Below are 13,234 nucleotides of genomic sequence, written 5' to 3'. Positions count from 1 at the left end.
GAAAATCAAAATCAAGCTAATCAGTATAATCAGCATAATCAGTGTTCCAAGACAATTTAACAAGCGCCGAAGGCGCTCAATACCTAGTAATTCCGCAACCTGCTTCGCAGTATGGAGTCTTTTTGCGGGGTGGTAAGCTTGTACTGGAAATTGTAGAGCGCCCCTTCCCAGTCGCCATACATGGGATTGGGGAGTACGATGTACCGGCTGCCGAAATCCGGTGCCGCCTGTAATGCAGCCGTATTTCTTTCTTCAAAAGGTTTTTTATCGAAGGTGGCGGAGAAGTCGCCGAGGTTATCGCCAAACAGCATTACAATTTCGTACTGCCGTAATACCTGCTGCCGGCGGGGCTCTTTACCGGAGGTGGTGGTTTTCAGCAACAGGTGCTGATCGTCGGCATCCGGGAACTGGTAATGCTGAAGATTTTGCAGTGTAACCGCCCTTTCGGCTTCCAGCCTGTTGGTGATATAAAATACTTTCACACCTTTGGAGGCGGCGTATTTAAAAAAAGAGGGGGCACCGGGAACGGTGTCTGCTACGGCTTTGGCGGTCCATTCCATCCAGCTTTTATCATCGTATGTTTTGCCTGCCAGCGCCTGGTGTACCGAGTAAGGGCTGTTATCGAGCACCGTTTCATCGATATCAGTAACTACGGCCAGTGGTTTGCTTCCTTTGGCCGCAATATACTGGTTGAGGCGAAGAGCAGCCAGCTGGTACGCCTGGAGGCACAGCGCTTTGTATTCGCCGGATTGCTGCTGCCATAGTGCAGCCCATGCAGGGCCTCCCGGAAGCAGTGATGACCCGGTACTTTTTTCTGCTACCGGCCGGGTAGTTTTACAGGCCAGTAATCCCGCTGCCATTACACCTGTCAGTATCCATTTCATCTTCATAAAAATATCCGTTGGTAGCTGCAAAAATAAATCATGCTGTGGAGAAAAAGTGCCGTGGGAAAATTGTAAATTATGCGGAAATTATTGTTTGTTATGCCCCAGGAACTGATGTATCAACTGGCATTAACCCGTATTCCCCTGATCGGCGATGTAACTATTAAGAAACTGCTGGAACAATTCGGCAGTGCCGGGAACATTTTCAACGCCCGCAGGCAGGAGCTGGAAAGAATAGAAACGGTTGGCGTTATAAGAGCGGGCGCCATTCGGAATTTCCGTGATTTTACCGGGATAGAAGAGGAAATAGCTTTTATGGAGAAGTACAGGATACAACCTTTATTTTGTACAGATCCGGCATATCCCAGGCGGTTACTTCATTGCTACGACAATCCAGCCATGCTGTATTACCGGGGCAATGCTTCGCTGAATGCCCCGCGGATGATCAGTATTGTGGGCACCCGGCATCCCTCTGCCTATGGCAGGAGCGTTTGTGAATCGCTGGTGACGGGACTTTCTGAGGCAGGGGTGAGCATTGTAAGCGGTTTGGCTTATGGTATTGATATTATTGCCCATAAAGCGGCCCTGAAAGCCGGGATCCCCACTATAGGGGTGCTGGCGCACGGGCTGGACCGGATCTATCCGCCGGCGCATAAGCAGGTGGCCGTGCAGATGCTGGAGCAGGGCGGCCTGCTGACCGATTTCCCAAGCCAAACGGCGCCCGACCGGCAAAACTTTCCCAAGCGGAACCGGATCGTAGCCGGGATCTGCGACGCCACTATTGTGATAGAAAGCGGGATGCGGGGCGGATCGCTGATCACCGCCGACCTGGCCAATGGTTATAACCGCGATGTGTTCTGTATTCCCGGCAGGCTGCATGATCCGCAATCAGCCGGCTGTAATTACCTGATCAGGCAAAATAAAGCAGCACTGCTCACCGGTGCAGCGGATGTACTCGCGTTAATGGGCTGGCAGGAAAAAACAGGTGCTGGCGCCACAGCAGCAGTGCAAACCCGGTTATTCCCCGAGCTGAGCGAAGAAGAACAGCTGATCATGTCGCTTTTCCGGGAAAAATCACAGCGGCACCTGGAAGAATTGTACCTGCAAACCCGGTTATCCGGCAGCCAGGTAGCTACCGCCGTGTTCAACCTGGAGATGCAAAGTGTACTGAGAAGCTTACCTGGACAGCTTTACGAACTGGTTTGTTAATGATTTATTAACAGGGAGCGAGGCCCGGTGCGGAGTGATTATTTTATTTATTGGGTAATTAGGTGTACATTTGCGTGCAATTATTTTTTAACTGATTAATAGTTGCATCATGCCTGCGGGAAAATCTAAACCCAAATTTGTAGCTGACGGACTGACATTTGATGATGTGCTCCTGGTACCGGCCTACTCTGAAGTTCTGCCTAAAGAAGTAAATCTCTCTACGCAATTAACAAAAAACATACGCCTGAACATACCAATGGTATCTGCAGCGATGGATACTGTTACAGAAGCAACACTGGCCATTGCGCTGGCGAGGGAAGGCGGAATAGGTATTCTCCACAAAAACATGAGCATCGAACGGCAGGCCGAAATGGTAAGGCGTGTAAAGCGTAGTGAAAGCGGTATGATCATAGATCCCGTTACACTGAAAGCCGATGCCACCATCGGCGAAGCGCTGCGACTGATGAAAGAAAATGGTATCGGCGGTATTCCCATTGTAGACGACAACAGCAAGCTGGTGGGTATCCTGACCAACAGGGACCTGCGGTTTGAGAAAAATAAAAAACGCCTTGTTAAAGAAGTGATGACCAGCGAAAACCTGATCACCGCTCCGGAAGGCACCGACCTGAAAAAGGCAGAAAAAATCCTCCAGCAATATAAGATCGAAAAATTACCGGTTGTTAACAAGCAGGGCAAACTGGCAGGACTGATCACTTACCGTGATATTCTGCAGCTAACCAGCTACCCTAACGCAGTAAAAGACGAATTTGGCCGTTTACTGGTAGGCGCCGCATTGGGTATCACTCCCGATCTGCTGGACCGCGCACAGGCGCTGATCAATGTAGGTGTGGATGTGGTTTGCCTGGATAGTTCCCATGGTCATTCCATTGCTGTATTGAACAACCTGAAAAAATTAAAGAAAACATTCCCTAAGCTGCAGGTGATTGCCGGTAACGTAGCTACCGCAGAAGGTGCGCTGGCACTGGCACAGGCAGGAGCCGACGCCGTAAAGGTAGGTGTAGGCCCGGGTTCTATCTGTACCACCCGTATTGTTACCGGTGCAGGATTCCCGCAACTTTCCGCCGTAATGGAAGCTGCTGATGCGCTGAAGAAACTGGGTATCCCGGTAATTGCAGACGGTGGTATCCGTTATACCGGCGATATGGTGAAAGCCCTTGCAGCAGGCGCTTCTACCATCATGGCAGGATCTATTTTTGCAGGTGTGGAAGAAAGCCCCGGGGAAACCATCATTTACGAAGGACGTAAATTTAAATCCTACCGTGGTATGGGTTCTATTGAAGCCATGCAGGAAGGCAGTAAAGACCGTTACTTCCAGGATGAGGATGATATCAAGAAACTGGTACCGGAAGGCATCGTAGGCCGTGTTCCTTACAAAGGCATGCTGTCTGAAATAGTACAGCAGTTTGTGGGCGGTTTACGGGCTGGTATGGGCCTCACCGGTTCCAAAGATATTAAAGCCTTACAGGGTGCGCAGTTTGTAAAAATTACCGCAGCTACTGTTAAGGAAAACCACCCGCATGATGTGGTGATCACGAAGGAAGCACCTAACTACAGCAGATAAGCAACACTTCAGATATAAACGCCTGGTACCAAGTACCGGGCGTTTTTGTTTTCAGTGATTCCGCGCTTATCTTCGTCATAATTCGTCATTCATAATTTGCAATTCCTACATGAAGAAGCCTTACCTGTTGTTGAGTATCCTGAGTGGTTTGATCTGCTGGCTTGCCTGGCCTACCATGCCGCTTACCCCGCTCATTTTCATTGCTTTTACGCCGCTGTTGTACATCAGTGATAAAGTGCAGCACCGCTGGAAATATTTCGGCCTTCTTTTCCTGGCTTTCCTTGTTTGGAATGTGGCGTCTACCTGGTGGGTGGGTAATACTACCCTCCCGCTGAGCGGTGTGTTTGCCAATTGCTTCAATGCATTGCTGATGAGTATTCCCTGGCTGGGGTATAAAAACACCAGGCGGAAGCTGCCGGAAGCAGTAGCTTACTTTGCACTGATCGTATATTGGTTAACGTTTGAATACATTCATCAAACCTGGGAATTTAGCTGGCCATGGCTGGTGCTGGGCCATGCATTTGCATTGCGTCCGGGATGGATCCAGTGGTATGAATATACAGGTACCAGCGGCGGTACCTTCTGGGTGTTGCTGGTGAATATTGTGATCTACAATGTATGGAAACGGGCGCGCCTATACGATTTTACGTGGAAGCAGCTCCTGCTGGGAGAAGGCTGGAAACCGTTGCTGGTAATAGGATTACCGTTGCTCATTTCAGCTTTCACCACCGCGCCCGCAGATAATGCTGCACAGAAAACCGAAGTGGTAATTGTGCAGCCGAACATTGATCCTTATGATGAAAAGTTCAGCGCAGGATCGGCGATGGAGCAGCTTGGAAAACTTTTACATCTCACAAAAGAAAAAGCAGACAGCAATACCCGTTACATTATATGGCCGGAAACTGCCTTATTTCCAACAGGCGCCTGGGAGCATGAACTGAATTACCAGCCGGAGATCATCGCTATCCGCGAAATGCTTCAAAAATATCCGAAGGCAAAACTCATCAGCGGGGCGGCCACCACAAAACGATACAACACCACCGATGAAATACCGGCTACCGCCAGAACCATGAACGACGGCACCCGCTGGGATGCCTATAACAGCGCTATCCAGGTAGATACTTCCCGTAACATCCAGGTGTATCATAAGTATGAACTGGTGCCCGGCGCCGAACTGGTGCCCTATGTAGGCTATTTCTCGTTTATGCAAAGCGTGGCGCTGGATTTTGGTGGTATTACCGGCAGTTACGGCAGGGTGCCGGGGGTAGAAATGTTTACCAATCCGCAGGACAGTATCAACGTGTTCCCCGTGATCTGCTACGAATCGGTATTCAGCAACTATATGGCTACCCATATTAAACCAGGCGCTAATTTATTAGTCATTATAACCAACGACGGATGGTGGGGAAACACCGAAGGACACCGGCAGCATTTACAATATGCGCGTATACGGGCCATTGAAACCCGGCGATGGATAGCCCGGTGCGCCAATACCGGTATTTCCGCCGTCATTGATCCCGCAGGAAATGTGCATCAGCCGCAACCCTATTGGAAAGAAGCTGTTTTTAAAGCAACTGTAACACCGGAGGCAGGTATTACGTTCTATGTAAAAAATGGTGATCTGGTTTCGAAAGCAGCACTAATATTTTGTATCTTGTTAGTGGTACATGCTTTTATTTCACGATTTATTCCCGGCTTAAGACATGCGGAAATCAATCAATAACGGAAACATCACCTGGCTCGACGAAGGCAAGGGTGCAACGATAGTGCTTATACACGGTTTTTCAGAAAATGCAACGCTTTGGGACAACCAAATAACACCCTTAAAAAAGCATTACCGGATTATTATCCCTGATCTGCCCGGCACCGCGTTATCGCCCCTTACCACTCCGCTTACCATTGAATCTATGGCGGAGTACGTATATGCCATCCTGTTAGCAGAAAATATCAGTGAAGCAGTTATTATCGGTCACTCTATGGGTGGCTATATTGCACTGGCACTGGCAGAAAAATACCCGGCGCTGCTGAAAGGACTGGGCCTCTTTCATTCCACCGGCAAAGCAGACAGTGAAGAGAAAAAGGAAGGAAGACGCAAATCCATCCGTATGATGGAACAATACGGTGCAGAAACATTTTTACGGCAAACATTGCCCAATATGTTCAGCCCCGCTACCAAAAGTAAACACAGCGAATTAGTGGATGCCTATGTAAAAATGGGCATGGAATGCCAGCTTCCCGCCCTGGTAGCGTATTACGAAGCAATGGCAAAAAGGCCGGACAGAACCGGAGTATTGAAAACCCTCCGGGCGCCGGTATTATTTATGATCGGGAAAGATGATAATGCTGTGCCACTGGATAATATATTGCCGCAAATAACATTACCGGCAACAGGCAGTATACATATTTTTGAAAACGTGGGCCACATGGGAATGTGGGAAATCGCTGAAGAGAGCAATGTGATATTGGAACAGTTTGTAGCGTTTTGTCAACTATAATCTAAAACATACATGTTGTGAAAAAATTGCTTGTCATCCTGCTATGCATGGTGTGCCCCCTGGTGGCGCAGGCCAGTCATATTATAGGCGGACAGGTGTACTATAAGTATCTCGGGCAAAGCGGGAATATGCTTCAATATTCCATCACACTGAAATTATACCGCATTTGCGGTGATGGAGAACGTATTGCCAAAATGCCCAGCGGTGTGATACTCACCTCTTTCGACAGGGGCGATTACCGGACAATAGACCGGTACGCGATTAACCGAACCGATTTTGAAGTAAAAACCCTTGCCAAAATTGATCCATGCATCGTTAATCCGCCGGTGATCTGTTACCAGATAGGCACTTACACCACTACTATTTCCATTCCGGTGAACACCTCCGGTTATACCATTGCTTTCCAGAGCTGCTGCCGTGATCCCTACATGGAGAACATAGTGGCAGAGCCTATTCCCGGCGGCCGTCCCGGCGACCTTGGCACCGGCGCCACCTACTATGCAGATATACCCGGCAGCAATTCCGGCGCTACCGATAACTCAAGCCCCGTTTTTAATAAAGAAGAAGCTACCCTCGTTTGCTCCGATAAGAAATTTACGTATGATTTTTCGGCTACGGACCCTGATGCAGATTCCCTCAGCTATGAGTTCTGCGATGCCTATAAAGGCGGCCAAACCAGCGAAGGAGATATACCGCCTGCAGCAGCAGCGCCCCCCTACAGCTTCGCCAGCTATGTATCGCCCTTCAGCGGCAGCAGTCCGCTGGGATCTACCGTTACCATAGATCCGCACACCGGCATTATTTCCGGCGTAGCGCCGGCAGCAGGTAAGTACGTGGTAACCGTTTGTGTAAATGAATTCCGCAAGGGACAGAAGATCGGTACGTTGCGGAAAGACTTTCACATCAACATCACTTCCTGTGTGAAACTGGCCACTGCCGCCATGCCTGAAAAGTATGCAGACTGCAGCAGCTTAACCATTACCTTCACCAACAACAGTACGCTTGGAAAGCCCTACCACTGGGATTTTGGAGATGGTACCACGCTTGATACCAACAGCGCGGATCCTATTCAGCATACGTATGCAAGCCAGGGCACGTACACCGTAAAGCTGTATGTGGATAAAGCCAGCAATTGCGGCGACAGCGCCTTTGCCACCGTATATGCGTACCCGGTATTTAAGCCTGCTTTCACCACTGCCGGCGCCTGTGTTAATAAAGAAACCAGGTTCAACTCTGCATCTACACAATCTGATGCCGGCGCCATCGACTATTATAAATGGGATTTCGGTAACGGCGATACGTCTAACCTCGCCAATCCACAGTATATCTACAAAACACCCGGCACCTATAATGTAAAGCTGCTGGCAAGGAATATAAAAGGATGCGAGCAAACCATCACCAGGCCGTTGGTGATTTATGATAAGCCGCCCTTCACCGCCACTAACGATACATTGCTTTGTGCAAAAGACAGCCTGCAGATGTGGGCCACCAGTACACTTCCGGGCACTTACGCATGGACGCCTGATAATTATTTCATCCTGAATCCCACTACACCCAATGCCATTGTATATCCTCCCAAATCATCCTCTTATAAAGTAACGTTTACGGATACACAGGGTTGTACCAATTTCAAGGATATTAAGGTAGATGTGAGAGATACCATCCGTGTGAAAACCATTTCCGACAGCACCGTGTGCACCAGTGATGAAGTGCATTTGCCAGCTGTTACCGACGGGGCTTATACTTACCGGTGGACCGACCTTGACCGCAACCAGGTAGTATCCACACTGGCGGATGCATATGTAACGCCTTCGCCGCCCAAACAAAGTTATGAGGTACAGGTAGCGTTGGGAAAATGCCGTTCGGCCGATACCGTTACACTAAAAGTAGTGGATCCACCCAGGGCAACAGCCGCTCCTGACACCACTGTTTGTTTCGGTGTTCCGCTTACGCTGCGCGCCACCGGCGGCGCCTACTATAAATGGTCGCCTGCCTTTTATGTAGATAAATCAACGTCCGCTGTTACGCTGGCGCGTCCGCCGGATACTACTTTGTTCACAGTAACGGTAACGGATACACTGGGATGCCCCAAACCGGTTACTGCCACAGCATTGGTAAAAGTGGTGCCCAAGGTAAATGCGTTTGCCGGCAACGATACCATTATTATGCTGAACACGCCATTCCAGCTGAATGCTACCGGTGGTGTACGGTATACCTGGAGCCCGCCGGACGGTTTAAACAGCCGTAATATTTATAATCCGGTAACTACGTATAACCGTGATATTACATATACCGTTACCGCCTATACGCAGGAAGGTTGTTCCGGTACAGATAACATTTTTGTACGCTTTATAAAAGGACCTGATATATATATCCCTAATGCTTTTTCTCCTAACGGAGATGGTCTGAATGATATATTCCGCCCGTTGCCGGTAGGTATTGTGCAGATGGAGTTCTTCCGTGTGTTTGACCGCTGGGGTAAGTTAATGTTTTCAAGTACGGCTTATCTGAAGGGATGGGATGGCACTGTTAACGGCAGTATTGCTGCAGTGGGTACCTATGTTTGGGTAGTTCAGGGAAAAGATATTAACAATAATACCGTGCAACGTAAAGGGACCGTCACACTTGTAAGATAAAGTTGGCCGGATTGAACCGGATATGCGCTTTTTTTGTTAAATTCAGAGAGCAGTATCCCCCATCATGAAGAGCGCAGTTTTAATGATATTGAGCTGCTGTTTGTTCCCTGTTTTGGCGGCTGGATATCATATCATTGGTGGCGAAATTTTTTATAAAACATTAGGAATGACTGAAGATAACTCCCGCTACCGTTATCTCATCACTCTCAAGTTATACCGCGACGCAGATTTTACCTGTGGCGAACGTCAGGGTTGTATTGACAGATTTGAGAACCCGGTTACTGCCAACGTATTTAGTTCCAATGGCTCCAAAGTTTTATCGGCTGTTTACCTCTACATTGCTTTTACCCGTCCGCTGATAGATACACTTAAAAATCCCTGCCTTGCCCCGCAGGCGCAACATCTTGAAGTGGCATTTTATACCGCCACCATTGAACTGCCGCCAATTGCCGGCGGGTATTATGTTTCCTCCCAGCGATGCTGCCGGGGCGAAAAGCTAAGTAACATTTATGATTCGGAGCATGAAGGCTCTACGTATTACACCGTGATTCCCGGGATAGAATCGAGGCCCAATAATAACAGCGCGTATTTTGACCGGGATACGGCCATTGTTATCTGCAATGCCATGCCGTTTCAACTGGATTATGCCGCTTATGATGAAGACGGCGACAGTTTGACCTATAATCTCTGCAGCGCATTAACAGACGGCTCCAATGCCAATGAAAGCAATTCCACTACCCCACCTCCTTATAATTCTACCGTGAGTTATATACCTCCTTACTCGGGCAGCAATCCCATGGGAGGCAATCCTGGTATTTCCATTTCCCCCAAAGGGCTGATCACCTGTACACCCGACCGGCCGGGAAAGTATGTGGTAACCGTATGCGTAAATGAATACGACCCGGTTACCAAACAATTCCTGGGTACCCACAGTAAGGATATATTGCTGACCGTATTTAACTGCCAGACAAAGATTACCGCTATTTTTCCATCCGTGCTGAATAACTGTACAGAAGACCCTTCTTTACATGTTCCTATCAGCAATTCCAGTGTAGCCGGTTATACCTCTACCTATTACTGGACCTTTGGCGATGGTACCGATACACTCACAGACGCCCAAACAATGTTCTATCATCAATATCCTGATACCGGCGTTTATAAAGTAAAAATGGTGGTGAATCCAGGGCTGGCCTGTACAGACAGCAGTGAAGGCAAGGTATTCAATTACCCGGGATTAACGGCGGGCTTTACCAGCACCGGCATTTGCAAGGGCGATCCCATCCAGTTCATTGATACCTCCTCTTATGTGTATGGAAATATTACCGGGCATATCTGGGACCTTGGCATGCTGGACAGCGTGGTAACCCCGGGCGCAGAACGCGCCATGAGATATGTGTTCCCTAAAGGCGACGTATATACGATTTCGCTCACCCTGCTAACGGATAAGCAATGCGTAAAAACCATCAGCAAGAATTTGCGCATCTATGAAGTGAATCCTTACGCCGGTAACGACACCATTCTTGCCAAAGGACAGCAAATGGTAATGCAGGGCAGCGGTGGTGATTTTTATTCATGGTCCCCGACAGACGGGCTTAGCAATCCCAACATTGCGCAGCCGGTGCTTAACTATAACAAGGATATTTCTTTTGCGTTGCGCGTATCCAATCAGCAGGGTTGTTTCGGGTACGATTCCGTGCATGTAAAATATTACACGGGGCCTGAAATGTATGTCCCCAATGCGTTTTCTCCCAATGGGGACGGGCTGAACGATTACTTCCGCTTTATTCCCGTAGGCATCACCACCTACAAATTTTTCCGGATCTTCAACCGCTGGGGAACGGAAATTTATGCTTCCACCGATTTTCGCACCGGGTGGGACGGCACTTTCAAAGGAGCGCCTGCTCCTGTAGACACCTATATATGGATACTGCAGGGCACCGATTTCAACGGGCAGGAGATCATGAAAAAAGGAACCGTTACGTTGATCCGCTGATCCTTAGTAAATTGCACAAAAAATAACCGCTCATGGGAATTGTTCTTATCACCGGCGCCACTGCCGGTTTTGGTCAGGCTTGCGCTACTACTTATGCCGGTAAAGGTTATGATGTGATCATTACCGGGCGCCGGAAAGAAAGGCTTGAAGCATTGCAAACCCAGCTAACGCAGGAATTTGGTATCAATGTACTGGCATTGAATTTTGACGTAAGAAAAGAGGAAGAAGTAAAAGCTGTTTTAGGCACTATTCCGGAAGATTGGCGCAAAATTGACATCCTTGTGAATAATGCGGGGCTTGCGGCCGGTTTAAACACCATAGACGAAGGCAATACAGATGACTGGGACGCCATGATAGATACCAATGTGAAAGGGCTGCTGTATGTGTCGCGCACGGTTATTCCCTGGATGCGTTCCCGGACCACCGGACATATTATCAATATCGGCTCCACTGCGGCCAAACTGGTTTATGCCAAGGGCAATGTATACTGTGCCACCAAAGCGGCAGTAGATGCTATTTCCCAGGGTATGCGCATTGATCTGCTGCCATACCGGATAAAGGTAACCGCTATTCATCCCGGCGCTGCGGAAACCGAATTTTCGCTGGTAAGATTTAAAGGAGATGAAGATAAAGCGAAAGAGGTGTATAAAGGATTTATTCCCCTGAGCGCCCAGGATGTGGCCGATGTAGTATATTATTGTACCTCACTGCCGCCACATGTTTGTATCAATGACCTGGTACTCACCCCCTTACAGCAGGCCAACGCTTATTACATAGATAAAAAATAACACATAGGTGTGATTTCATGGCTTGCGGATAGTTTTTATATTTGGAAACATTTATATATTTTCTGTATATATATTTTTGCAGAAGATCTATGCCGGACTATCCTGATCATGAAAACCTATCCCTATGCTTACATTTATGACTGTGTATTTGCTGCGTCTGTACTATCCCCGGTGGAAAGAAGGATGGCGCTTTTATTTCGGTAATTCCCGGAAAGGCAATTATGGCCGTTGGGCATCGTCGCGTAAAGACTGGGCCGGACAAAAAGGCTTTTCGTTGGGTTACAGCTGAAACAAGTTTTTAAATTTTGGGATTTAGTGATTTGATTCTTTAAACAGGAAACAAATGACTAAATCCCAAAATTATGTTACGGCATACTTAACAGGTTTACCACTACTTCGCTTTTATCCCCCGCTCTTCTCTTATACGCCACCAGTGCTTTACCGGTTTTTACTGCGCTGATCACCGGGAAATTAGCATAAGTACTATCGGCGGTAAGGATCCCTGCTTCTTTCGTTTTTCCATCTGCTGCTTTATACTGAAAACCAACCCGGCTGTTAAAATCGTTTTTCCACTTTACCGGTTCGTCCCATACCACCAGCACCTGATCTGCAATGGTAGCCATTTGCGGATGCTTTGCCATGGGCGATTTGCTTAGTGATTCCTTTTGCGTATAGGTGTTACCGTTATCTGCCGACCGGCAGTAAAAAGCGCCTTGCCCGCCGCCCATTGTAAACCATGCAAAGTGCAGGCCCTTACTGTTAGCGGTGAGTGTGGGGCCTGTATGCGGGCAGCCGTTCACCACCCAGTTATCAGCACTGATACGCACCGGTTTGGAAAAAGTATGGCCTCCGTCAACAGACACCTGGTGTACCATATCGCGGATAGAATCGTTGATGATATCGCGGTAAGCCAGATGGATATCGCCATTTTCCGCTACATACATTTTAGTACGGCAGCACTGGCAAACGGTGGAGGCGATGGGCGCCGCGTTTTGAAAACCACCGCGCCCACGGGTGGTGGCAAAGTAAAGCGTGGAGCCTTCTGCACTGGTATCTTTCCGGTTATCCAGCCAGATAGCGGCGGCTTCTCCTCCCGGTAACAGCGCCATATCGAAATACCGCTGGTCGTATCCCGCAGTATCAGTTACCATAGGCACGGCTGCCTGCCATGTTTTCCCGTCGTCAAACGACTGGGTATACATCACTTTGCCTGCATACTTATTCCGCGGATCATTGGCTTCCATCCCGAAGAGGGCTATCACAGTGCCGCCTGGTTTAAACAGCAGTTTAGGTAAATTCTCATCATGCGGGTATACCCCTGAAGAAGCAGGGATAACTGCCGGTTCAGAAAACGTATATCCATCATCGTTAGATACCGCGTAATACATCAAACCGGTATCAGCGCCCGGGGTTGTTTCCACCCAACTCAGCACCGGCCGGCCTTCCGTATCTTTTGTAAGATACGGACAGGAAGCATCCTTCCCTTCATGCGATACTACCAGGGCTTTACCTGGTTGTAACGTGCGCGGCTTGCATCCGGCGAATACCATCATCATTACTATCCATACTGCTGCTTGCTTCATCTGTTTATTTTTTTCCGGTAAATGTATACGCCACGCCAAAGTTAAAAGTCTGGCGCGGGCCTAC

The 13,234-nt window shown here is 48.5% G+C and carries 10 protein-coding genes; 8 read left to right on the top strand and 2 right to left on the bottom strand.

The features are described 5' to 3' along the window. Nucleotides 1–83: 83 nt before the first annotated feature. Nucleotides 84–884 carry a 5'-nucleotidase, lipoprotein e(P4) family gene (locus VN105_RS18270; RefSeq protein ID WP_325642969.1) on the bottom strand — a complete coding sequence of 267 codons (801 nt, stop codon included), beginning with the start codon at nt 882–884 and terminating at the stop codon, nt 84–86. A gap of 78 nt (nt 885–962) precedes the next feature. On the opposite strand from VN105_RS18270, the gene dprA reads away from it, so the two are divergent. The 8 genes from dprA (at nt 963) to VN105_RS18230 (ending at nt 11,876) form a co-directional block, all read left to right on the top strand. Then, nucleotides 963–2,093 (top strand): DNA-processing protein DprA, encoded by a 1,131-nt coding sequence (gene dprA / locus VN105_RS18265; protein WP_325642968.1) that lies wholly within the window; start codon nt 963–965, stop codon nt 2,091–2,093. Nucleotides 2,094–2,202: 109 nt separating this feature from the next. Beyond that, complete coding sequence (guaB, locus tag VN105_RS18260; RefSeq protein WP_325642967.1) at nt 2,203–3,675, top strand: IMP dehydrogenase; 1,473 nt, start codon at nt 2,203–2,205, stop codon at nt 3,673–3,675. A 109-nt stretch (nt 3,676–3,784) separates the two neighbouring features. Further along, nucleotides 3,785–5,398 (top strand): apolipoprotein N-acyltransferase, encoded by a 1,614-nt coding sequence (gene lnt, locus VN105_RS18255; protein WP_325642966.1) that lies wholly within the window; start codon nt 3,785–3,787, stop codon nt 5,396–5,398. Beyond that, the gene (locus VN105_RS18250) at nt 5,379–6,170 is read left to right on the top strand and encodes an alpha/beta hydrolase (RefSeq protein ID WP_325642965.1); all 792 of its coding nucleotides are present in this window, start codon (nt 5,379–5,381) and stop codon (nt 6,168–6,170) included. The genes lnt and VN105_RS18250 overlap by 20 nt, the downstream gene beginning before the upstream one ends. Before the next feature lie 17 nt (nt 6,171–6,187). Beyond that, nucleotides 6,188–8,806 (top strand): PKD domain-containing protein, encoded by a 2,619-nt coding sequence (locus VN105_RS18245; protein WP_325642964.1) that lies wholly within the window; start codon nt 6,188–6,190, stop codon nt 8,804–8,806. 166 nt (nt 8,807–8,972) lie between these two features. Further along, entirely contained in the window at nt 8,973–10,799 is a 1,827-nt protein-coding gene (locus VN105_RS18240) for a gliding motility-associated C-terminal domain-containing protein (RefSeq protein ID WP_325642963.1), read from the top strand. 32 nt (nt 10,800–10,831) lie between these two features. Beyond that, on the top strand, nt 10,832–11,587 hold the full coding sequence (locus VN105_RS18235) for an SDR family NAD(P)-dependent oxidoreductase (protein WP_325642962.1): 756 nt from the start codon (nt 10,832–10,834) through the stop codon (nt 11,585–11,587). 124 nt (nt 11,588–11,711) lie between these two features. Further along, a complete protein-coding gene (locus VN105_RS18230) occupies nt 11,712–11,876 on the top strand; it encodes a hypothetical protein (RefSeq protein WP_325642961.1) in 165 nt (54 codons plus the stop codon). 76 nt (nt 11,877–11,952) lie between these two features. Here the strand turns inward: VN105_RS18230 and VN105_RS18225 are convergent, their stop codons facing one another. Continuing rightward, the gene (locus VN105_RS18225) at nt 11,953–13,170 is read right to left on the bottom strand and encodes a sialidase family protein (RefSeq protein ID WP_325642960.1); all 1,218 of its coding nucleotides are present in this window, start codon (nt 13,168–13,170) and stop codon (nt 11,953–11,955) included. Nucleotides 13,171–13,234 lie beyond the last annotated feature (64 nt).

It is taken from the genome of Chitinophaga sp. (assembly GCF_035564935.1).
Classification (GTDB): domain Bacteria; phylum Bacteroidota; class Bacteroidia; order Chitinophagales; family Chitinophagaceae; genus Chitinophaga.
The sequence above is the reverse complement of the archived record's forward strand: the minus strand, read 5'-3'. Positions and strand labels throughout refer to the sequence as shown.

What these genes read in the sequence shown, in the direction of transcription:
- VN105_RS18270 (WP_325642969.1), bottom strand. Translation starts at nt 884, where the DNA reads ATGAAATGGATACTGACAGGTGTAATGGCAGCGGGATTACTGGCCTGT.
- dprA (WP_325642968.1), top strand. Translation starts at nt 963, where the DNA reads ATGCGGAAATTATTGTTTGTTATGCCCCAGGAACTGATGTATCAACTG.
- guaB (WP_325642967.1), top strand. Translation starts at nt 2,203, where the DNA reads ATGCCTGCGGGAAAATCTAAACCCAAATTTGTAGCTGACGGACTGACA.
- lnt (WP_325642966.1), top strand. Translation starts at nt 3,785, where the DNA reads ATGAAGAAGCCTTACCTGTTGTTGAGTATCCTGAGTGGTTTGATCTGC.
- VN105_RS18250 (WP_325642965.1), top strand. Translation starts at nt 5,379, where the DNA reads ATGCGGAAATCAATCAATAACGGAAACATCACCTGGCTCGACGAAGGC.
- VN105_RS18240 (WP_325642963.1), top strand. Translation starts at nt 8,973, where the DNA reads ATGACTGAAGATAACTCCCGCTACCGTTATCTCATCACTCTCAAGTTA.
- VN105_RS18235 (WP_325642962.1), top strand. Translation starts at nt 10,832, where the DNA reads ATGGGAATTGTTCTTATCACCGGCGCCACTGCCGGTTTTGGTCAGGCT.
- VN105_RS18230 (WP_325642961.1), top strand. Translation starts at nt 11,712, where the DNA reads ATGCTTACATTTATGACTGTGTATTTGCTGCGTCTGTACTATCCCCGG.
- VN105_RS18225 (WP_325642960.1), bottom strand. Translation starts at nt 13,170, where the DNA reads ATGAAGCAAGCAGCAGTATGGATAGTAATGATGATGGTATTCGCCGGA.